The sequence below is a fragment of the Leucobacter sp. Psy1 genome, from assembly GCF_020096995.1.
GTDB lineage: Bacteria > Actinomycetota > Actinomycetes > Actinomycetales > Microbacteriaceae > Leucobacter.
Genome location: NZ_CP083692.1, coordinates 25394 through 46081, shown reverse-complemented (window position 1 = coordinate 46081; position 20688 = coordinate 25394). Strand labels below are relative to the sequence as shown.

General features: G+C 66.4%; 18 protein-coding genes and 1 tRNA gene. 11 read left to right on the top strand and 8 right to left on the bottom strand.

What is annotated here, in order from left to right:
* Positions 1 to 37 precede the first annotated feature (37 nt).
* The 3 genes from K8P10_RS00220 to K8P10_RS15400 all read right to left on the bottom strand — a co-directional run bounded on the left by K8P10_RS00220 (position 38) and on the right by K8P10_RS15400 (position 4068).
* Positions 38 to 1366, bottom strand: coding sequence for a pyruvate dehydrogenase complex dihydrolipoamide acetyltransferase (locus K8P10_RS00220; protein WP_224779796.1), 1329 nt, complete (start codon positions 1364 to 1366; stop codon positions 38 to 40).
* Complete coding sequence (locus tag K8P10_RS00215) at positions 1366 to 3558, bottom strand: thiamine pyrophosphate-dependent enzyme (protein WP_224779795.1); 2193 nt, start codon at positions 3556 to 3558, stop codon at positions 1366 to 1368. The genes K8P10_RS00220 and K8P10_RS00215 overlap by 1 nt, the downstream gene beginning before the upstream one ends.
* 375 nt (positions 3559 to 3933) lie before the next feature.
* Positions 3934 to 4068 carry a hypothetical protein gene (locus tag K8P10_RS15400; RefSeq protein WP_255596773.1) on the bottom strand — a complete coding sequence of 45 codons (135 nt, stop codon included), beginning with the start codon at positions 4066 to 4068 and terminating at the stop codon, positions 3934 to 3936.
* Between the two features lie 37 nt (positions 4069 to 4105).
* On the opposite strand from K8P10_RS15400, the gene K8P10_RS00210 reads away from it, so the two are divergent.
* The 4 genes from K8P10_RS00210 (at position 4106) to K8P10_RS00195 (ending at position 7893) form a co-directional block, all read left to right on the top strand.
* Positions 4106 to 4861, top strand: coding sequence for an SDR family NAD(P)-dependent oxidoreductase (locus K8P10_RS00210; RefSeq protein WP_224779794.1), 756 nt, complete (start codon positions 4106 to 4108; stop codon positions 4859 to 4861).
* Positions 4862 to 4934: 73 nt separating this feature from the next.
* Complete coding sequence (locus tag K8P10_RS00205) at positions 4935 to 6278, top strand: MFS transporter (protein WP_224779793.1); 1344 nt, start codon at positions 4935 to 4937, stop codon at positions 6276 to 6278.
* 75 nt (positions 6279 to 6353) lie between these two features.
* Positions 6354 to 7133, top strand: a complete 780-nt coding sequence (locus K8P10_RS00200; RefSeq protein WP_224779792.1) for an SDR family NAD(P)-dependent oxidoreductase — start codon at positions 6354 to 6356, stop codon at positions 7131 to 7133.
* Between the two features lie 82 nt (positions 7134 to 7215).
* A complete protein-coding gene (locus K8P10_RS00195) occupies positions 7216 to 7893 on the top strand; it encodes a GntR family transcriptional regulator (protein ID WP_224779791.1) in 678 nt (225 codons plus the stop codon).
* Positions 7894 to 7905: 12 nt separating this feature from the next.
* Here K8P10_RS00195 and K8P10_RS00190 read toward each other — a convergent pair whose 3' ends face one another.
* The 3 genes from K8P10_RS00190 to K8P10_RS00180 form a co-directional block, all read right to left on the bottom strand.
* Positions 7906 to 8460: a VOC family protein gene (locus tag K8P10_RS00190; RefSeq protein WP_224779790.1), complete on the bottom strand. Its 555-nt coding sequence runs from the start codon at positions 8458 to 8460 to the stop codon at positions 7906 to 7908.
* 110 nt (positions 8461 to 8570) lie between these two features.
* Positions 8571 to 10031, bottom strand: a complete 1461-nt coding sequence (locus K8P10_RS00185; RefSeq protein WP_224779789.1) for a carboxylesterase/lipase family protein — start codon at positions 10029 to 10031, stop codon at positions 8571 to 8573.
* A 332-nt stretch (positions 10032 to 10363) separates the two neighbouring features.
* Positions 10364 to 10447 (bottom strand) — tRNA-Leu (locus tag K8P10_RS00180).
* Positions 10448 to 10846: 399 nt separating this feature from the next.
* On the opposite strand from K8P10_RS00180, the gene K8P10_RS00175 reads away from it, so the two are divergent.
* From K8P10_RS00175 to pknB, 7 genes are all read left to right on the top strand, one after another.
* Complete coding sequence (locus tag K8P10_RS00175) at positions 10847 to 11635, top strand: FhaA domain-containing protein (protein ID WP_224779788.1); 789 nt, start codon at positions 10847 to 10849, stop codon at positions 11633 to 11635.
* A complete protein-coding gene (locus K8P10_RS00170; RefSeq protein ID WP_224779787.1) occupies positions 11632 to 12195 on the top strand; it encodes an FHA domain-containing protein in 564 nt (187 codons plus the stop codon). Before K8P10_RS00175 ends, K8P10_RS00170 begins: the two co-directional genes overlap by 4 nt.
* Positions 12192 to 13448 carry a PP2C family serine/threonine-protein phosphatase gene (locus K8P10_RS00165; protein WP_224779786.1) on the top strand — a complete coding sequence of 419 codons (1257 nt, stop codon included), beginning with the start codon at positions 12192 to 12194 and terminating at the stop codon, positions 13446 to 13448. Before K8P10_RS00170 ends, K8P10_RS00165 begins: the two co-directional genes overlap by 4 nt.
* A complete protein-coding gene (locus tag K8P10_RS00160) occupies positions 13438 to 14829 on the top strand; it encodes an FtsW/RodA/SpoVE family cell cycle protein (protein WP_224779785.1) in 1392 nt (463 codons plus the stop codon). The genes K8P10_RS00165 and K8P10_RS00160 overlap by 11 nt, the downstream gene beginning before the upstream one ends.
* A complete protein-coding gene (locus K8P10_RS00155) occupies positions 14826 to 16307 on the top strand; it encodes a penicillin-binding protein 2 (protein ID WP_224779784.1) in 1482 nt (493 codons plus the stop codon). Before K8P10_RS00160 ends, K8P10_RS00155 begins: the two co-directional genes overlap by 4 nt.
* Complete coding sequence (locus tag K8P10_RS00150; RefSeq protein WP_224779783.1) at positions 16304 to 18070, top strand: serine/threonine-protein kinase; 1767 nt, start codon at positions 16304 to 16306, stop codon at positions 18068 to 18070. The genes K8P10_RS00155 and K8P10_RS00150 overlap by 4 nt, the downstream gene beginning before the upstream one ends.
* 99 nt (positions 18071 to 18169) lie before the next feature.
* Entirely contained in the window at positions 18170 to 19873 is a 1704-nt protein-coding gene (gene pknB / locus K8P10_RS00145; protein WP_224779782.1) for a Stk1 family PASTA domain-containing Ser/Thr kinase, read from the top strand.
* Positions 19874 to 19886: 13 nt separating this feature from the next.
* On the opposite strand, the gene K8P10_RS00140 is transcribed toward pknB, so the two are convergent.
* Together K8P10_RS00140 and K8P10_RS00135 are read right to left on the bottom strand one after the other, a co-directional pair.
* Positions 19887 to 20531 (bottom strand): aminodeoxychorismate/anthranilate synthase component II, encoded by a 645-nt coding sequence (locus K8P10_RS00140; RefSeq protein WP_224779781.1) that lies wholly within the window; start codon positions 20529 to 20531, stop codon positions 19887 to 19889.
* A complete protein-coding gene (locus K8P10_RS00135) occupies positions 20528 to 20686 on the bottom strand; it encodes a hypothetical protein (protein ID WP_224779780.1) in 159 nt (52 codons plus the stop codon). The genes K8P10_RS00140 and K8P10_RS00135 overlap by 4 nt, the downstream gene beginning before the upstream one ends.
* Positions 20687 to 20688 lie beyond the last annotated feature (2 nt).

Here is a 20688-nt window from a genome sequence, read left to right as displayed (position 1 = left end):
GTCCGATCGGCCCCCGGCCCCTCTGCCGTGCCGCGCGTCAGATCAGCAGACTCAGCGGTTGCTCGATGCGCTTCTGGAACGCGGCAAGCCACTCGGCGGCGAGCGCCCCGTCGAGCACGCGATGGTCGGCGGAGAGCGTCACCGTCATCACCGTCGCGATGCCGAGGGTGCCGTCCTCCTGGACCACGGGACGCTGCTCGGCGGCGCCGACCGCGAGGATCCCCGCCTGCGGCGGGTTCAGGATCGCCGAGAACTCGGTGGTGCCGTACATGCCGAGGTTGGAGACCGAGAAAGATCCGCCCTCGAGCTCGTGCTGTTTGAGCTTCCCGCTCCTCGCGCGATCCGCGAAGTCCCGGATCTGGCGGCTGAGTGCCCCCAGGGAGAGCTGCTCAACACCGCGGACCACCGGAGTGAATAGACCGTCGGGTACCGACACGGCGACCGAGATGTCGACGCTGTCGAAGCGTCGCGTCGCATCGTCCGTCCAGATCGCGTTCGCGCCCGGCACCTCCTGCAGTGCCGCGGCGACCGCCTTCACGATGAAGTCGTTGACCGAGACCCGCACCTCACTGGACACGTTGATCTGCTTCCGCAGCTCGAGGAGGGGGTCCATACGGCAGTGCGCGACGAGATAGAAGTGCGGCACGGTGCTCTTACTCTCCGTGAGTCGCCTCGCTATGGCGCGTCGCATCCCGGAGTGCGGAACGTCGGTGTATCCCAGCTCCGACTCCTCCGACATCGCTGCCGGCTGCCGGCCGATCGGGGCCGGTGCCGACTGCACGGTGGGAGCAGAGGCTTGCCCGGGACCAGAATCGAGGTGTTCGATATCCCTCCGCACGATCCGTCCGCCAGGACCGCTCCCGCGAACGGCGCTCAGGTCAAGTCCTCGTTCCCTCGCAAGCTTCCGGACCAGAGGGCTGGCAAAGCGCCGCTCACCGTCTCCTGCGGGAGCCGACTCACCGGTCGCACCTGGCTCACGTGATTCGTCACGGGTGGTGTTACTCCTGGGAGTTTCAACTGCAGGTTGCTCCTCTGCGATCCCCGGATCCGGCTCGGCCGGCTCCACGCCGCTGCGCTCCGTGCCGGCATCGATTCCAGCCTCGCTGAGCGCCTCCTCAGCCGGCTGCCCGTCGGTGGCGAGCACAGCGATCGGGGTACCGACCTGTGCCGCATCACCCGACTGCAGCAGGACGCCGGCGAGCACTCCGGAGCCCTCTGCCTCGTATTCGACGGTGGCCTTCTCCGTTTCGATCTCGACGAGCGCCTGACCTGCGGTGACCTCCTCGCCCACGGCGATGAGCCACCCCGCGATTGTGGCCTCGGCGGATCCGGTCACGAGGGCGGGCATGCGCACGACGGTCGCCATTATCGGTCGCCCCCCATCGCACTCCGGACTCGCTCGAGGCCGGCAACGACCTCCTCGGTTCCGGCGATCGCGGCACGCTCGAGCACCTGCGAGATGCTGGGGCTCGCCTCGCCACCGGTGACGCGCTCGACCGGCTGATCGAGCCAGTCGAAGAAGCGGCGCTGAATCTCATCGGCGAGCCAGCTTCCATACGATGATCCGCGAGCGCCCTGTTCGACGATCAGCACGGCGTTCGTCTTCTTGATGCTCTCCCCGATAGTCTCCCAGTCGAGGGAGGCACGATCGAGCCAGCGCAGGTCGATGACCTCCGCATCGATGTCGACCTCGTCCAGGGCCTCGAGCGTGCGATCGACCATGGAGAGGTAGGTCAGCACCGTGACATCGGCACCCGAGCGACGCACGGCGGCCGAGCCAGGCGGGATGATGTAGTCCAGCTCTCCCTCGGGGACGCGATCGCCCTTGCCGTAGAGATCCATGTGCTCGATCACCAGCACCGGATCGTCGAGCGCCACGGCTGCGTTCAGTAGGCCGACGTAGTCCGCCGCGTTGGAAGCGGCCACGATTCGCCACCCGGCCTGCGTGGCGAAGATGCCGGCAGGATCCATGAGGTGCTGGGATCCGTAACCGGACCCCATGGCGACCTTGGTCCGCAGCACGAGCGGCACCGCGGTGTTGTCGCCGAACATGTGGCGCGCTTTGCCCGCCTGGTTGAAGACCTGATCGGCGGCGACCCACATGAAGTCGGGGTACATGAACTCGACGACCGGGCGGATGCGCCCGTCGAGGGCTGCGCCGGTGGCGAATCCGAAGAACGCGTTCTCGCTGATCGGGGTGCCGACCACGCGACCGGCGCCATACTTCTGAGCCAGGCCCTTCGTCGCGCCATTGGTGCCGCCGCCGAGCTTGTGCACATCCTCGCCGAGGACGACGATACGGTCGTCTGTCTCCATTCGACGGTCCATGACCTTCGCCACCGCTTCGACGAACTTGGTGTCCGTCCACGCACCCTCGTGCTCTGCGGGCTCCTTCGCTTCCCATGATTCCAGTTCGCGCGCGTCGCTGCGGATCCCGGTGTCGACGACCGACGGGTCAGGCCACAGCGACGGCGTGATCCGACGCTTCCCCTCGCGGTCCGGGTCATCCTCGATCAGCTGGTTCACCGCATCGGCCATCGCCTGCTTGGCCTGATTTCGCACTTCCGCGATCTCCGCCTCGGACGCGTACCCGAGTTCCTGCATCTGCGCCGCGACCCGCAGGAGGGGATCACGCTGCCGCCACTCCTGCTCTTCGGTCTTGGCACGGTAGCCGAACGCGCTCCCGGGGAACGGGCCGTTCTGGTGGAAGAAGCGGTACACCTCCGCTTCGATGATCGTCGGCCCCTCTCCGGCGCGCATGCGTTCGAGTGCCTCCTGGGTCGCCAGGTGCACCGCCAGCGGATCCATTCCGTCGACGCGCCACGCCGGAATCGAGAACCCCTGACCGCGCACCGAGAAGCGCAGATCGGCGCTGGCCTCGCTCGCGTGGGTCGACACCGCATACAGATTGTTCTCGATGAAGAACATGGCCGGCGTCTTCCAAGTCGCGGCAAGGTTCATCGACTCGAGCACGGATCCGATCTGGCTCGATCCATCGCCGAAGTAGTTGATCGACACGTCGTCGGTACCGGCGTACCGCTGTGCCCAGCCGTTGCCGGCTGCGAGCGGAGCACCCCCGCCGACGATCGCGTTCGTTCCCAGGGCGCCGGCTTCGAGCCACTGCAGGTGCATCGAGCCTCCGCGCCCACCCGAGAAGCCCTGAGCCAAGCCGAGGATCTCCGCGAGCGTGCGTTGCAGCATCGCCTGCATGTCGCCGTCGACCAGGGCACTCAGGTCGAGGTTGCCGCCCGACACGTATGTGATCGCTTTCGCCAAGAACTGATGGTGACCACGGTGCGACCCGTTCACACCGTCGGTCGGCCTGAGCGACAGAATGGACCCGACCGCCCCGCCCTCCTGACCGATGCTCGAGTGCGCAGGCCCGTGGACGAGCCCCGCGCCCGCGAGTTCAAGCACGGTCTCCTCGAAGGCGCGGATCAGCTGTATCTGGCCGAGCATCGTCGCCAGCAGTTCAGGGTCAGCACGCTTCCAGTCGGCCGCGGTGGTGGTGAGCTCGATCCAGGGCACGCCCGTCTCGAGCTTCTGGCGTTTCGCCATGGTGCTACTCCGTCTTCGCTTCGTTGGTAGGACTGCCGGTCGTGCGGGGTCATACGCTGACGCCGATCCGGCCCAATTGGATACAATAGACGCTCACGGCGGGAAAAGTCCACTGGGCGATTCCCGCTGAGCCCCCGGGCATACACACCCGGAGTTCACCGAACAAACGCCAGCGGCGCAGGCGGGATATCGGCCCCTCTACTGTTCACGTGCGCATGCCAACGTCTCGAGCCGCCCGATCTTCAAGCAACAATATTGGATGCGATTTTTACTCAACTCGCGAGTTTCGTCTTGACTTTACCTCCCCGAAACATAAGACTGGATACATTCACTCCGGTGTCTGCGCTGTACGGTGCGATGATCTGAGTGGCACATTCACAGGCGGTACGCGCGGATGACCTGGCTGATCAGGGCAGCGCCGCAGCGTCCGCCCTGCTGCCGGACTCCCGCTTCCACCATGACGCGAGGGCTCGGACAATGTATCCACATGCGCGCGCTGTTGAACCGCATTCCCTCCCTCTCACTCAATCTGGCAAAGGAGCACTTCGTGGGTGACATCACTTTCGACTTCTCGAACAAGGTCGCGCTGATCACTGGTGCTGCTGGAGGCATCGGCGGTGCCCTCGCAACGCTCCTCGCGCGATCGGGGACCACCGTCGTCCTCGCGGATCTCGACGCACAGGCGATCGAGACGCGCGCAGCGAGCATCGGGGAGCAAGGCGGGTCGGCTCTGCCTCTTCCGCTGGATGCCGGTGACGCGGAGAGCATCGACCGCCTCATCGGGGAGGTCCGCGAGCGTCTCGGTCGCATCGACTTCCTGATTCCTTCGGCCGGCATCTACCCCGCCTCTGAGATCGACCAGATCTCCGATGAGCAGTGGCGCACCACGCAGCGGATCAACCTCGATGGCGTGTTCATGCTCACGCGCCGAGCGCTTCCACTGATGGCCGAGGGCGCAGCCATCGTCAATCTCACCTCGGTCGCCGGACATCGCGGAAGTGTAGGGCACGCTCATTACGCTGCGAGCAAGGGCGGTCTGATCGCCTTCACCCGATCCCTCGCAGCGGAAGTCGGCCCGCGGGGCATCCGCGCGAACGCCGTCTCCCCAGGCATCATCGACACGGCGATGACCGCTGAGGCCCGCGCCCTCAATGGCGCGGAGTGGGTCGCATCGACCCCTCTCCGCCGCAACGGTTCCGCTGCAGAAGTCGCCGCGGTCATCGCCTTCCTCCTCAGCGAGACCGCAAGCTTCATCCACGGTGAAGTGGTCCACGTGAACGGTGGCCTCTTCATGGCGGGCTGACCGCACCCGTCGCCCTTCACTCTTCCTCACCCCCTTGGTGATCATCAACGACGCTCATCACGAAAGGAACGTCATGCCTTCTCACACCGCCGCTCCCCGCCCCGCGGCGCCTCCCGCTGATGCGGCCCAGCTCAAGAACGCGCGTAACGCAGCGACCTCGGGCTTCGTCGGGACCACACTGGAGTACTACGACTTTTACATCTTCGCGACCGCCGCGGCACTGTACCTGCAGCCACTTTTCTTCCCGGGCGAAGGCAGTGCCGGGCAGATCTTCGCTCTCGCGACCGTGGGGGTGTCGTACGTGACCCGCCCCATCGGCGCGATTCTCTGGGGCTGGCTCGGGGACGTCCTCGGACGCAAGACCTCACTGATGGCCTGCATCGTCATGATGGGTGTGGCGACCTTCATCATCGGACTCGTGCCGACTTACGAGACGATCGGTATCTGGGCCCCGATCATCGTCGTGCTCATGCGCCTCCTCCAGGGCCTGTCGGCCGGCGGGGAGTCTCCGGGATCCGCATCGCTCTCGATGGAAGCGGCACCGGAGCACCGGCGCGGCTTCTACGCGAGTTGGACCATCGCCGGCGCGAGCATGGGCTTGGTCCTCTCCTCGGCGATCTTCATCCCGCTCAACCTGATTCCCGGTGACTTCATGCTCGATTTCGGGTGGCGCATCCCCTTCCTCCTGAGCATCCTCGTCACGGTGGTCACCGTCTTCATGCGCGCGCGTCTTCAGGAGCCCGAGGTCTTCGAAGAGGCGAAGGAGCAGGAGGAAACCGTCAAGGTCCCGCTCTTCTTCCTCCTGAAGCACTACCCGCTCCAGATGATCCGCATCGCTGGAATGGCACTGTTCATCCTCATGGTGGGCCTATTCAGCACGTTCTCGCTCGCCTACGGCACTCAGGTGGCCGGCATCTCGAACGCCGAGATGCTCGCGCTCATCACTGTCTCCAACATGGGTACGGTCATCATGATCCCGATCATGGGTCACCTCTCCGACAAGATCGGCCGCAAGCCGGTCTTCATCACCGGGTGCGTCGGCATGATCGTGCTCGTCATCGCCTACCTCGGCGCCCTGTCGAACGCCGGACCTGGGAACACCTGGCTGGTGTGGATCCTCGGCATCCTCCTGATTTCTTTCGCATACACCGCATCGAACGCGATCTATCCCGTGTTCTTCCCCGAGCAGTTCCCGGCCCAGGTGCGATACAGCGGGATGGCGATCAGTCTCATGGCAGGTCTGGTCCTGGCAGGGTTCGCGCCCGCGATCGCCCAGGCCATCAACGGCGAGAACAACAACTGGCTCGGCGTCTCGTTCTTCGCGGCAGGCTGCATCGCGGTCTCCGGCATCTGCGCCCTGCTGACCCCAGAGACCGCGAAGATCCCGACCGCGGAACTGGGTCTGAAGCGGCAGTAACATCCGGAGCGGGGAGGCTGTGAGAATGACATCTCTTGCAGCCTTCCTACTCTCACACCGACACCGGAGGTCCTCATGTTCGACAGGTCAGTTGCGTTCATCACGGGGGGCGCCGCGGGTATCGGACTCGCGTTCGCCCACCACTGGATCAGCGAGGGCGGACACGCGGTTCTCGCCGACCTCGACAGCGGGTCTCTGCAGGCCGCTCTCACTCATCTGCCCGAGGGCTCGGCGCGAGGGGTTGTCTGTGATGTGACGGACACGAACAGCGTGGATACGGCGATAGATAGCGTGCTGGAGACTGAAGGACGGCTCGACACTGTGCTGAACTCTGCGGGCATCGCCCGTCCCGAGACGAGCACAGACATCTCCGATGCGGCGTTTGCGTCCATGCTCGATATCCACGTCACCGGCTCCATGCGAGTCTGCCGCGCGGCGCATCGAGCATTCGCCGGGCGCGGGGGCACGATCGTCAACGTCGCGAGCGTCGCCGCCCTGTCCGGCATGCCGCGGCGGGCCAGCTATACCGCGGCGAAGGCCGCGATCGGCGGGCTGACCCGGACACTTGCGGTCGAGTGGGGTCGCGAGGGGATCCGCGTGAACGCGATCGCCCCGGGCTACGTGCGCACCGCTCTCACCGACGTCCTCATCTCAGAAGGGAAACTCGACGACCGACCGATCCGCGCACGTACTGCGCTCGGCCGCTTCGCTGAGCCGGAAGAGATCGCTTCGGTTGCCCACTTCCTCGCCACTCCGTCTTCTTCTTATGTCAACGGTCACACTCTCGTGGTCGACGGCGGGCTCACCGTCGACGGGAACTGGTATCCGGAAACCGACGGAAGCCGCCTCGCATGAGACACCGGCAGGCGCGATCGCTCTCAGTAGTATGGATCGGAACCTGCCACTTTCCTTCCCGAACCGGCCGATGGGACACCACATGACAGCCCGACCGAAGCGTTCGACGAGCGCGAACGGGAGAGTCGCCGCGGAGCTGCGCGAGCTCATCCTGACGGGGGCCTACCAACCCGGCGAACGGATCGTGCAGGAAGACCTGGCGGAACGATTCGGCGCCAGCCGTCTCCCCGTCAGAGATGCTCTCCGGCTGCTGGAGGCGGAGGGTCTCGTAACGCTGGTCGCGAATACTGGCGCATGGGTCTCGAAACTCAGCCTGGAAGAGTGCGAAGAGGTGTACCAGATCCGCGAACGCGTCGAGCCTCTGCTCATCCGCATGAGCATTCCCCAGCTCGACGAAGAGACAAAGCAGCGACTTCGCTCGCTCTCCGAGGAGATGAGCACGACGGACAGCATCGAGGAGTTCCTTTCACTCGATCGAGAGTTCCACAACCTGACGTACTCCGGTGCGCAGACGAGTGTGCTCGGCGAGTTCGTATCGCGGCTATGGAACACGACGCAGCACTATCGCCGAGCCTTCTCGCAGATCTTCGGCACCCACACGAACCGTACCGTCCACCTCGAGCACGAACTGCTCGTCCTGGCGATCGAGCGGAGTGATCTCGACGAGGCAGAGCGGATCGTCAATACCCACATCAGACGCACACGACTGAGCCTCGTCCAGCATCCCGAGATCTTTCAGAGCGGCGTCGGAGCGGGCTGATTCCACGCCCGGCTACGCGCGGGATCCATCTCCCTCGCCCTGATCCGCCGTTCTCGTATCCCACAACAGCACATCGGCCGTGGCCTCATAGGCTTTCCCCCGCGGAAAGCTGACGAGCTCGAATTGCAGCCCCCACGGTGCGAGGAAGTAGACCCACCTCTGCCCCAGACTCGGACCCCCGCTCGCCGTGGGCTCACCCAAGACGCGGATGTCCTTGCTCCGCAGGTACGCGACCGCCGCGTCGAGATCGTCGACGTACAGTGCGATGTGATGGCCGCCGACATCGCTGTTCCTTGGCGGGGTCTCCGATGCCGCGGGCGCGTCGTACTCGAATACCTCGAAGTTGGAACCGTTGCCGCACCGGTAGAAGCGGATCTCTCGCATGACGGTGTCGTCATCGATGTTCAAATGCTCGCTCATCCATGAGCCCCGCGGCAGGAACGGGCCCAGGTCATACACGTGATCGCACCCGAGCACCTCGGTGAAGAAGCGGTGCGCCTCTTCGATATCGGGGACGGTGATACCGATGTGGTCCGTGCCGCGCAAACCGGGCAGCGTCTGGCTCATACTCTCCCTCGAGCTCGAATGTTGACGGGCAACTTTAATCGTATCCGATACTGTCCTGAAAGATGAGCAAACTGCGCCTTTAGCCTTTTGGGCGGCAGGGTTGGATACGATCAGAGTGGCAGCAACCGCTCCGCCGCATACCCGTCCTCGACGGTGCCGCTCTCCAGGCCGAAGCGCCGGATCGCTCGCCCCCGCGCGTAGGGCGCCCAGCCGGGATCACCGCCCGAGATGAACGCGGTCCACGCGTCGTGCATCTCTGCGGCGAGCGCCGTTGGTGCCTCCCCGGTAGCGCGGAGGGACTCCGGTCTGCCGAGGACATTCCACACGAACGGGAGATCCAGGCAGTGGAATGCCCGACCGGGATCGATCTGCCCCTGACTCCCCCACCTGAAGTCGTATGCCCAGGTGTGCGCACGGTCCTCGGCCACGTGGGGCACGGCAGAGCGGATGAACACATCGCTGAGGAGCTGCCCGAGCAGCTCTCCCTCGGGAGCGGTGGACTGCGCCTCGAGGTAGGCGTCGGCGATCCCCGAGGCGCCGAACCCATCGAGCACCTGACGCGCCAGCGCCGCTGCCCCGGGGATCCCGGCTGCCATCCCATTGAACTCCTGGCCCACTGCGCCGATGAGCAGCGGGATCGCCGCCCCCGCACCAGTGCGCGGCCCCTCGGCCACCGGTGTCTGCACCAGCTCCCCGTCGAGTACGGGCGTGAACGGAAGCGATGCGAGCACCGCGGGCACGAGCATGGCGGGCGCGGGGAGTTCGCCGACGCTCACCTCGGAGGTACCGAAGACGTTCGGCATCGACCACGGAGCATCGGCGAGCACCTCCCGGGGCAGGCTCGCGAACGCTGCGGCGGTCGCTTCGACGCCGAGCCGCTCTGCTGCGACCGCCGTCGCTCGAACCGCTTCCTCAAGCGAGGAGACCTTCGTCACGGGCGACATCGCGATGGCGCCGTGCACGAGTTCATCGATACCCTCTGTGCCGAGGAGAGTGAGTACCGCTCCCCCTCCAGCCGACTGCCCGGCGATGGTGACCCGATCAGGATCGCCCCCGAACCCCGCAATGTTCTCCCGCACCCACTCGAGCGCGGCGAGCCAGTCGCGCACCGCGCGGTTGTGGGGTGCGTCGGGCACCACCCCGAACCCGGCGACGCCCAAGCGGTAGCCGACGGTCACGACAACGATGCCGTCACGCGCGAAAGACCGGCCGTCATACCAGGGGCTGACCGGCGACCCGGCGATATAGGCACCGCCGTGGAACCAGACCAGCACGGGCAAACGCGCATCGCGCGAGGCCTCAGGTGTCCAGACGTTCACGGTGAGGATGTCGTCGCCCGGGACGGTGGGGTCAGGGATCGTCCCTGTGGCGAATGCCCGATGCTGCGCCGTCGGTCCGGGGACCGTCGCGTCGCGCACTCCGCTCCACGCGGTCGGCGGGATCGGCGCAGCGAACGCCAGCTCATCTACGGGCGGTGCAGCGTACGGCACGCCGTAGTAGACGACCGTGTCGCCGAGATCCTTCCCCCGTACCGACCCCGACGTTGTGTCCACCGTGACGCTCGCTCCCATGAGATGAGCCTAGTGCGGGGCACGCGGAGGCGTGCCGGTTGCGCCGCCGCACCGCGCTGTCGCACCGTCGACACATCTTCCGCGCGCGAACACACCAGATATCCCGCGAATCTCATGTGCCCCGGTGAGGAAGATGTGCTTGCCCGGACGAAGACCTTGAATGAGACTCACACCTCGCTCCCGAAAACCGGCACCGCGTATCCCTACGAAAACCGTGTGCCGTTGTGAAAGAACATGTGCGGGCGCGCGCCGGCGGAACCCGTGCGCGAAACGACCGCCGTAACGACGAAGCGGCCCGGATCCACACAGATCCGAGCCGCTCCGAACTCTCGTGCGCGAGGGGGGACTTGAACCCCCACGCCCTTGCGGGCACTGGCACCTGAAGCCAGCGCGTCTGCCAATTCCGCCACTCGCGCGAGTCGTGTGTCCGGCAGCGATGCCGTGACAACCCCCTCACTCTAGCAGGTGTTCGGGCCGCGAATCCAATTCGCCAAGCCCCAGCCGGGTGCCCGCCAGACCCCAGCCCGACGCCGGGCGCCATCCCTGCGCCTGCCGCCCATGGACCCCCGCACTTCCGCGCCAACACCGCCCGCGAGTGGCGCGCAGACCGCCCGAGCACCTGCGCAGCGCGGCAACGAACGCATCCCGATTTGGCTCCTCGCTTGGGTGTTGTCAACTCCTACCGAGTAGCATTCATAGACGAGCCGGGTCGTCGGCCTCCCGTGCGGGGTTCCGCGCGGGTGCACGGCAGCGCGGGTCCACCAGTGAAGCGGCAGCAGCCAGGACCACGGAACACAGAGAGGGGGTCGCGGCCCATGGGCATACTCGACAATGTCGAACGCGGCCTCGAGCGCGCAGTGAACGGTGCGTTCGCCCGGACCTTCCGATCCGGTGTGCAGCCGGTGGAGATCGCCTCTGCGCTGAAGCGCGAGCTCGACATCGGTGCCGTGATCGTCGACCGTGATCGTGTGCTGGCTCCGAACCGTTTCGTCGTGCGCGTCTCCGAGGCCGACTACGAACGGCTCACCAGTCTCGGCGACACTCTCGAGCGCGAGCTCGTGGGCGTGGTGAATAAGCACGTCAAGCGGCAGGGATACCAGTTGGCCGGCGACGCCGATGTCGAGGTGCGCCCCGACGAGAACCTGACCAAGGGCGTCCTCGAGGTCGACGCGACGCGCGTCGACGGCGCGGTCGGCTGGACCCCCATGCTCGTCATCGACGGTGGTGTGCGCTACCCGCTGCGTCGCGGGTCGAACATCGTGGGCCGTGGCAGCGACGCGGCGATCCGCATCACGGATTCGGCCGCCTCTCGCCAGCACCTCGATGTGCTGTGGGACGGCCAGGCCGGCCTCGCCCGCGACCTCGGCTCGACGAACGGCTCGAAGATCAACGGAGAGCGGTTCCGCGAAGCCGCCCTCGCCCCTGATACGACCATCACGATCGGCCAGACCTCACTGCGTTTCGAACTCGTCCCGTCGCGCACCGACGCCCCTGCACGGCAGCAGCGGTCGTCGAGCGGCGGTTCCTCGCAGTCTTCCCGCGGCTCAGACGCTGAGTCCGGATCAGGGTCCGGCATCGAGCAGGACTTCTGGAGGGGCCTGTGAGCGAACTGACCCTGATGATCTTGCGCATCGGCTTCCTGCTGCTGCTCTGGTTCTTCATCTTCGCCATTGTCTACGCGCTGCGTAGTGATCTGTTCGGCACTCCCGTGCGCCGCATGCGCGGCGAAGAGGCCACCAATCGGGCCGCGAACAGTGCGGCAGCGGCCGCAGCCGCACCGGCGGCAGCACCGGTCGCCTCCCCCGCGCCGAGCGATGCCCCGACCGCCATGGTCGCGCCACCGAGAGGCCCATCTGCCCCGACCGGTCCGGCGAGATACCTCGTCATCACGGGCGGGAAGGCCGCAGGTACCTCCATCGCCCTCGATGACGACATCGTGACGGTGGGGCGGAGCGCCGACTCAACGCTCGTCATCGTCGACGAGTACACCTCGACCTACCACGCACAGCTCAACCGCTCAGGCGATCGCTGGACGATCTCAGACCTCGACTCGACTAACGGCACCAAGGTCTCGGGCAACCGCATCACCTCGCCGATGCAGCTGCCCATGTTCACGCCGGTCACGATCGGCACGACGACCTTCGAGCTGAGGCCGACGCCGTGACGATCGGTTTCGCGAGCGCGATCGGCTCCCATGTCGGGATGGTGCGGTCGAACAACCAGGACTCCGGCTTCGCGGGCGACCGGTTGTTCCTCGTCGCCGATGGCATGGGCGGCCACGCCGGCGGCGACGTCGCATCCGCGCTCACCACGAAGACGATGGCCGACATCGAGGGCCAGCCGACCGGCAACGCGGTCGAGAGCGCGCGGGCGCTGAAAGCCGGGCTGCTCGATGCCAACCGGATGCTCCGCTCAACGGTCAAGGATCGGCCGGAGCTCGCGGGCATGGGCACCACGTTCACGGGGTTCCTCACCGTCGGCGACCAGCTCGCACTCGCCCACATCGGCGACTCGCGGCTCTACCTGCTGCGGAACGGCAAGATGCGTCAGGTCACCCGCGACCACACCTTCGTGCAGCGGCTGGTCGACAGCGGCCGCATCACCGAGGAGGAGGCGAAGACCCACCCTCGCCGCTCGGTGCTCATGCGCGTGCTCGGCGACGTCGACTCGTCACCGGAGATCGACACCGAGGTGCTCGACTCGCAGGTCGGCGACGTGTGGCTGCTCTGCTCCGACGGCCTGTGCGGGTACGTGGACGAGCCCGACATCGAAAAGATCCTGAAGCGCAGGACCACGCTCGAGGGCGCCGTCGAGAACCTCATCGACAAGAGCCTCGCGGCCGGTGCGCCCGACAACGTGACCGTCGTGCTGGTCGAGGCGATCCCCGCGCCGATCGAGCCGGATCAGCTGCCGGGACCGCGCTTCGCCGGTTCTGCGGCCTCCGATATCCCCGGCGGGGAGCGCGTCAGCACCGCGAGGAACAAGCTGCTCGGCCGCCGCAGGCCTCCGCGCCGCGCGCAGCCGGTGGAGGAGAGCCACTTCGAACCCCGTGTGGACGAGTACCTCGCCGAGCTCATCGCAGAGACCCGTCGACGCAACTGGCGCCGACGCGTGCTCTGGCTCGTGGGCGTCATCGCCGTGCTCGCGACGATCGCCGGTGCGCTGTTCCTCGGGTATCAGTGGACGCAGACCCGCTACTTCGTCGGCACGGACGGCAACTCTGTCGTGATCTACCAGGGTGTGCAGCAGAGCATCGGCTCCATCGACCTGCACTCCGTCGCCGAGGACACCGATATCCCGATCGACGCGCTCGACGGGAATGAGCGCCGGCAGATCGAGCGCACGCTCAGCGCGAGCTCGCTCGAGGAAGCCCGCGACATCGTGACCCGCTTGGGGGTGCACGACGATGACGAGTGATGCGAACACGTACGAGCGCGTCCGCACGAGCGAGACGGTGCTGCAGCGGATCACCGCGATCCGTGCGCCCCGACTGCTGCGCGGGCTGGAACTCGCCCTGACGGTCTTCGCTGCGATCGTCGGCATCGCCGCGATCGTCATCGTCGACTTCACGGTCAACGGCGAGCTCTCGATGGTCCTCGTACCGACGGGCGTCGCGTTCCTCATCGCCGTCGCCGCGCTGCACATCGTCGTTCGCCGCACGGCTCCCGACGCCGATCCGCTCATCTTGCCGGTCGCGGTCATGCTGAACCTGCTCGGAACGGCGATGATCTACCGCATCGATCTCGCCGACGGCGCGGTCACGATGGGCTCCGTCTCGGCCCGTCAGCTGCTGTGGGCCACGATCGCGGTCGGGATCGCGATCGTAGTGCTCCTGGTGATCAAGAATCATCTGGTGCTCTTCCGGTACACCTACCTCCTCGGTCTCACCGGGCTCCTCCTGCTCCTCCTGCCGATGCTCCCGGGCATCGGCCAGGAGATCAATGGCGCCCGCGTCTGGATCCACGTGGGCGGCTTCTCCTTCCAGCCCGGCGAGGTCGCGAAGATCATGCTCGCGATCTTCTTCGCCGGATACCTCGTGCGCAACCGCGAGGCGCTCGCCATGGTGGGCAAGAAGGTGCTCGGCATCCGGTTCCCGCGCGGGCGCGACCTTGGGCCCCTGCTCGTGTTCTGGCTCCTCGCGATGTCGGTGCTCGTCTTCCAGCGCGACCTCGGCACGTCGCTCTTGTACTTCGGCCTGTTCCTGTCGATGCTGTACCTCGCGACCGGCCGCATCGGCTGGATCGTCCTCGGTGTCGGCCTCTTCCTGTTCGGCGGCATCCTCGCGAGCCAGACTCTCGCATACGTCGGCAACCGGTTCGCGAACTGGCTCGATCCCTTCGCCGATCCGCTGGGCGCGAGCTACCAGCTCGTGCAGGGTCTCTTCGGCATGGCCAACGGCGGAATGACGGGCACCGGACTCGGCCAGGGATTCCCGCAGGACACGCCCCTCGCCCGGAGCGACTACATTTTCCCGAGCCTCGGTGAGGAACTCGGTCTCATCGGCCTGTTCGTGGTGCTCGCCGCCTACCTCCTGCTCGTGAGCCGCGGGCTCCGCATCGGTTTCGCCGGTCAGGACGACTTCGGCAAGCTCCTCGCCGCCGGACTCGCCTTCACTCTCGCACTCCAGGTCTTCGTCGTCGTCGGCGGTGTCACCCGGGTGATCCCCCTGACCGGTCTCACCGCGCCGTTCCTCGCGGCAGGCGGTTCTTCGCTGGTCTCGAACTGGATCATCATCGCGCTGCTCCTCCGGCTCTCGAACGCCGTGCGCAACCGACCCAAGCTGGTGATCCGCGCATGAACAAGCAGCTGAAATTCATCACCCGAACTGTGTTCGGCATGTTCCTCATCCTGTTCTTCGCCGTGACGATGATCCAGTTCGTCTCGGCCGATGAACTGCGCAGCAACGAGCTCAACAGTCGCACCGTGAAGAACAGCTACAACGTCGAGCGCGGGTCGATCCTCGTCGACGGCAACCCGGTGGCTTACTCGACCCCGACGGACGACGAGTTCAAGTACCAGCGTCAGTACGAGAACGGGCCCCTCTGGGCGCCGATCACCGGCTACTTCTCGCACACCCAGGGCCTCACCGGCATCGAGTCGTCCATGAACCAGGATCTCGCCGGCATCGGCGACGCCCAGTTCTTCTCGCGATTCATGAACACGGTCTCCGGCATCGAGCCGCAGGGCAGCTCGGTCGAGCTCACGATCGACCCGGCGGCGCAGGCCGCGGCGGCCGAGGGGATGGACGGCCTCGAGGGCGCTGTCGTGGCACTCGAGCCGAAGACCGGCAAGGTGCTCGCGCTCGTGTCGACGCCGAGCTTCGATCCGAATCTGCTGTCCTCGAACAACGACGCCGAGATCATCACGAACTACCGGCAGTACGAAGAGGATCCTGCGCGGCCCCTCACGAACCGCGCGATCGGCGGCGACCTCTACCATCCCGGTTCCACCTACAAACTCCTCACGGCGGCCGCAGCCCTCGAGAACGGCGACGCGAAGCCCAGCACCGAATTCGCGAACCCGCGCACGCTGCAACTCCCGCAGTCCTCCGCGGAGATGCAGAACTCGACGCGCGAGACCTGCGATTCCGGATCGAAGGTGTCGATGGAACGCGCCCTCGTGCTCTCGTGCAACATCCCGTTCGCCGAGCTCGCGATGAGCATGGACTCCGGCGACGTCCCGGCGATGGCGCGCGACTTCGGTTTCGGGCAGGACATCGAGATTCCGATGAGTGTGACACCGAGCGACGCGCCCGAGCCCGACGGCCAGGCGCAGGTCGCCCTCTCCTCGATCGGGCAGCTCGACGTGCGGGCCACACCGCTGCAGATGGCGATGGTTTCCGCCGGAATCGCGAACGATGGCCAGGTCATGAAGCCGCAGCTGGTGAACCAGGTGATCACCCCAGACCTGCGGGTCGAGCGGGACTTCTCGGCCGAGCAGTTCAGCCGCCCCATCTCCGAGGGCACCGCGAATACACTCACGGATATGATGACCAAGGTCGTCTCAGAGTCCGACGGCACCGGTCACCTCGCCGCGATCGACGGTGTCGACGTTGCGGGTAAGACCGGCACGGCGGAGAACGGCAAGGACGAGGCGGGCGAGGATCTGCCCTACACGCTCTGGTTCACCGGATTCGCCCCAGCGGACGATCCGGAGGTCGCAGTCGCGGTCGTCATCGCCGACGGTGGCGGAGAAGCGTATGGATACGAGGGGAGTACGTACGAACTCCCCACGCAGATTGGGAAACAAGTCATGGAAGCGGTGTTGAGCGAATGAAACCAACGTCAGGAGTCACGTTCGGCGGGCGCTACGAGCTCAGCTCGAGGATCGCCGTCGGCGGTATGGGTGAGGTCTGGAAGGCAACGGACAGCATCATCGGTCGTACCGTCGCGATCAAGATCCTCAAAGACGAGTACATGGGCGACCCCGGCTTCCTCGAGCGTTTCCGCGCGGAGGCGCGTCACGCTGCTCTCGTGAACCACGAGGGCATCGCGAACGTCTTCGACTACGGCGAGGAGCAGGGCTCCGCATACATCGTCATGGAGCTCGTGCCGGGTGAGCCGCTCTCCGCCATCATCGAGCGCGAGGGTCGGCTTCCCACCGACCAGGTGCTCGGCATCGTCGCTCAGACCGCCACATCGCTGCAGGCCGCCCACGACGCGGGACTCGTGCACCGCGACATCAAGCCGGGCAACCTGCTCATCACGCCAGAGGGCCGCGTCAAGATCACCGACTTCGGTATCGCGCGCATCGCCGATCAGGTTCCGCTCACCGCTACCGGCCAGGTCATGGGGACGGTGCAGTACCTCGCGCCCGAGCAGGCGAGCGGTCACATCGCGACTCCGGCGACGGATATCTACTCGCTCGGCGTCGTCGCCTACGAGTGCCTCGCGGGCAAGCGTCCCTTCACGGGCGAGTCGCAGGTCGCCATCGCGATGGCGCAGATCAACGACACCCCGCCCGACCTGCCGAACGACGTGCCCGCACCCGTGCGGAACCTCGTCATGGCCTGCCTCGCGAAGGACGCGGACGGTCGCCCGCAGAGCGCGACGAAGCTGGCGCAGGCCGCATCGGCGCTGCACCGCGACGACGTGCGCGCAGCTGCCGGGTTCGTGCCGCAGATTCTCGGCTCGGGCGATGCCGCCACCACGGTGATGCCGGCGACCACCATGGGGGACGCCGCCACCACGGCTCTGCCGCGCACTCAGGCGCTGAACGAGCAGGACGGGCAGCCGCTCCTCGACGAGGACGGCAATCCCATCGAGGAGGGACCCGCCGAGGGCGAGGACGGCAAGAAGAAAAAGAAGAAGAGTCCCTGGACCTGGCCGCTCATCACGCTCCTCATCCTGCTGCTCCTCATCGGAGGCGGCACCGCCTTCGCTCTATGGGCAAACGGCAACGACGATCCCGAGCCCAGCGAAACTCGGACGACCGAAACCACGACGCCGACCCCGACGGAGACCGAAGCGACGACCGGAGTCGTCGATGAGGGCGAACTCGTCGGCATCCCCTACGAGCAGGCGGTCGGCATCCTGGAGGGGCGCGGCTTCACCGACGTCCGTGTCCAGGAAGGATCGCCGTCAGCCGACGGCGCCGGCCTCGTGACGCAGGTCAATCCGACCGGCCAGCAGGTGGGGCTCAACGAGCCGATCACCCTCACCTACGCCGTCGGATTCGGGGATCCCGAGCAGCCCGCGGCCCCGAGCGGCTCGACGGAGATCGAGTCGGGTGAGTCCACCTCCCTCTCGCTCGATTCGAGCGTCTGCCCGACCGGGTTGAACGTCGAGGGATACCGTGTCCAGGTTTCGGGCGACGGGTCGCTCAGCAACCAGTCCGGATCCTCAGCGAATATCAAGGCGAAGACCCTCGAGCCGGGCGCGAGCGATGGCACCATCACCGTCACGTATGTCGTCCAGTGCAGCGGCAGTGGTGCCAGTATGGAATCCCCGTCATCGCCGGAGACGAAGATCACCGTCAAGGCTCCGTCGCGGCCCGAGCCGTCGCCGACACCCCCCGGAGACAACAACGACGGTAACTAACGGAACGGTCACGGAGTCACGGAATACTTGGACCGGGGCAAGGTTCGCATGTTGCGAGCCCGTAAACTAGGTCCAGCCCATGCACAGATTGAGGTGAACATGCCAGAGCCCACGGAAGCTGGTGAGCAGCGAATCCTCGCTGGTCGCTACGCGATTGGTGAGTTCGTCGGCCAGGGCGGCATGGCGACGGTGTACCGGGGCACGGACACGAAGCTGGGACGCCAGGTCGCCATCAAGGTCATGAAGGCCAACCTGGCGGACGACGCCGACTTCCGCGAACGGTTCCGCCAGGAGGCGCAGTCCGCCTCCCGTATGGCGCACCCCACGATCGTCCGGGTGTTCGATGCCGGTGACGACCTCATCCAGACGGCGGACGGCCCTCAGCGGCTCCCGTTCATCGTGATGGAGTACGTGGAGGGCACCAACCTCAGGCAGCTCGCCTCGGAACGCCGAATCTCGCAGAGCGAGGCGTCGCGCATCACCGATTCCGTGCTCACTGCGCTCGAGTACTCGCATCGTGCCGGCATCGTGCACCGCGACATCAAGCCCGCGAACATCATGATCACGACCGACGGCCAGGTCAAGGTGATGGACTTCGGCATCGCCCGAGCCGTCTCCGAGACCTCGTCGACGCTGCAGCAGACGACCGCCGTCCTCGGCACCGCCGCCTATTTCTCGCCCGAGCAGGCGAAGGGCGACACCGTCGACGCCCGGACCGACCTGTACTCGACCGGCGTGCTCCTCTACGAGCTGCTGACCGGCGCCGTCCCCTTCCAGGGCGACACCGCCGTCTCCGTGGCCTATCAGCACGTGAGCGAGCGACCGACGCCGCCGAGCGAACGCGACTCAGACGTCACGGCCGAGCTCGACCGCGTCGTGCTGCACGCCATGCAGAAGGATCGCGCACGACGCTTCCAGTCCGCCTCCGAGTTCCGCGATGCGCTGCGCCTCGCGGCCGAGGGCACCATGCCCAAGCTCGCCTCCGATCACGGCGGCGACAGCGACACCGTCCTCTTTTCAGGCGGCGAAGAGGTGTCGGAGTCCGATCTCGCGCTGCGTCAGCTCGCCGAGAGCGGTGGCGGATCGCGCACCCAGAGCCGTCCGCCCGTCATGTGGACGTGGGCGGCGATCCTGACGATCGGCGCCGTCATCGTCGCGGTGGTCTTCTGGCTCGTGACGCTGTCCCCGTACCAGGTGTTCCCCGAAGAATCGCGCGAGGTGCCCGATCTCGCCGGCATCGAACGAGAGGCCGCGACCGAGACACTCGAGGGCATGGGCCTCGTCCCGATTCCCGTCGAGCGCGCCGACGAGGACGTCGCTGCGGAACATGTCATCTCGACGGACCCCGAAGTGGGGGCGAACCTCTCCGAGGGCGACACGATCACCATCTACGTCTCGACCGGCCCCGCCACGGCAGAGATCCCGGAGACGGAGAACATGTCTGTCGAGGATTACACGAGTGAGATCGAGGGACTCGGTCTCGTCGTCGGGCAGGTGAACACCGAGAACGATCCCGTCGCCCCGAAAGGACGTGTGATGGGCGTCTCGCCCGAGGTCGGCACCTCTGTGGAATCCAACACCGTCGTGACGCTCACGGTCTCGAGCGGCAATGTTCAGGTGCCGGATGTGAAGGGCCAGTCGCTTACCGCGGCGCAGTCGCAGCTCGAGAGCCTCTCACTGTCGCTGAAGATCGTGCCGAACGACGACTGCGACCAGGTCAACAACCTGCCCATCGTCGAGCAGAGCGCCGTGGGGGATCAGCCGCAGGGCACCGAGGTCTCGCTCACGTACTGCTCGGGCTGAGCCGGCCGTCCGCTCAGTCGACGTTGCGCGTGAGCAGCGGTGAGAGCGTCGCCGCGATCTCAGCCGCGTTCGGCGAACCCGCCACTCCGAGCCAGTTGCCGAGCTGCACGTACCCGCCCTCGGTCAGTACCGACTCAGGGTGGTACTGCACCCCGTAGATGGGCAGCTCCCGATGCCGCAGGCCCATGACGACACCGCCGTCGGTCTCCGCTGTGATCTCCAGTACCTCGGGCACCGTGCTCCGCACGACCGCCAGCGAGTGGTACCGCGTGGCGGTGAACTGCTCGGCAACCCCGCGGAAGAGCAGGTCGTGGTGATGGGTGACCACCGACGTCTTGCCGTGCATGAGCTCCTCGGCGTGCGTGACGGTGCCGCCGAGGGTCTCGGCGATGGCCTGGTGCCCCAGGCACACCCCGAGCAGCGGGATGCCGGTGCGGAGCGCGATCTCCACCATCGGTATCGAAACACCGGCGTCGACGGGAGCACCCGGCCCTGGCGACAGCAGCACGCCATCGAACTCGCGGGCGAGGGCCTCGAGTTCGCCGACGCTGACGGCGTCGTTGCGGATCACTCGCGTCTCCGCGCCGAGCTGCTGCAGATAGCCATTCAGCGTGTAGACGAAGCTGTCGTAGTTGTCGATGACCAGAATGCGCGTCATTGGTTGATCGTCACCTCGGGTTCGGGCAGCAGTTGAGACACCCACGGATAGATATAGAAGATCATCGCATACACGAGCGCGGCGAGGGCGACGAGCAGCACGATCACCCGCACCCATGCGGGTCCGGGGAAGAATCGCCACAGCAGGGAGAACACTC

What these genes read in the sequence shown, in the direction of transcription:
- K8P10_RS00200 (WP_224779792.1), top strand. Translation starts at nt 6,354, where the DNA reads ATGTTCGACAGGTCAGTTGCGTTCATCACGGGGGGCGCCGCGGGTATC.
- K8P10_RS00215 (WP_224779795.1), bottom strand. Translation starts at nt 3,558, where the DNA reads ATGGCGAAACGCCAGAAGCTCGAGACGGGCGTGCCCTGGATCGAGCTC.
- K8P10_RS00140 (WP_224779781.1), bottom strand. Translation starts at nt 20,531, where the DNA reads ATGACGCGCATTCTGGTCATCGACAACTACGACAGCTTCGTCTACACG.
- K8P10_RS00220 (WP_224779796.1), bottom strand. Translation starts at nt 1,366, where the DNA reads ATGGCGACCGTCGTGCGCATGCCCGCCCTCGTGACCGGATCCGCCGAG.
- K8P10_RS00190 (WP_224779790.1), bottom strand. Translation starts at nt 8,460, where the DNA reads ATGAGCCAGACGCTGCCCGGTTTGCGCGGCACGGACCACATCGGTATC.
- pknB (WP_224779782.1), top strand. Translation starts at nt 18,170, where the DNA reads ATGCCAGAGCCCACGGAAGCTGGTGAGCAGCGAATCCTCGCTGGTCGC.
- K8P10_RS00185 (WP_224779789.1), bottom strand. Translation starts at nt 10,031, where the DNA reads ATGGGAGCGAGCGTCACGGTGGACACAACGTCGGGGTCGGTACGGGGG.
- K8P10_RS00150 (WP_224779783.1), top strand. Translation starts at nt 16,304, where the DNA reads ATGAAACCAACGTCAGGAGTCACGTTCGGCGGGCGCTACGAGCTCAGC.
- K8P10_RS15400 (WP_255596773.1), bottom strand. Translation starts at nt 4,068, where the DNA reads ATGCGGTTCAACAGCGCGCGCATGTGGATACATTGTCCGAGCCCTCGC.
- K8P10_RS00155 (WP_224779784.1), top strand. Translation starts at nt 14,826, where the DNA reads ATGAACAAGCAGCTGAAATTCATCACCCGAACTGTGTTCGGCATGTTC.
- K8P10_RS00205 (WP_224779793.1), top strand. Translation starts at nt 4,935, where the DNA reads ATGCCTTCTCACACCGCCGCTCCCCGCCCCGCGGCGCCTCCCGCTGAT.
- K8P10_RS00175 (WP_224779788.1), top strand. Translation starts at nt 10,847, where the DNA reads ATGGGCATACTCGACAATGTCGAACGCGGCCTCGAGCGCGCAGTGAAC.
- K8P10_RS00160 (WP_224779785.1), top strand. Translation starts at nt 13,438, where the DNA reads ATGACGAGTGATGCGAACACGTACGAGCGCGTCCGCACGAGCGAGACG.
- K8P10_RS00195 (WP_224779791.1), top strand. Translation starts at nt 7,216, where the DNA reads ATGACAGCCCGACCGAAGCGTTCGACGAGCGCGAACGGGAGAGTCGCC.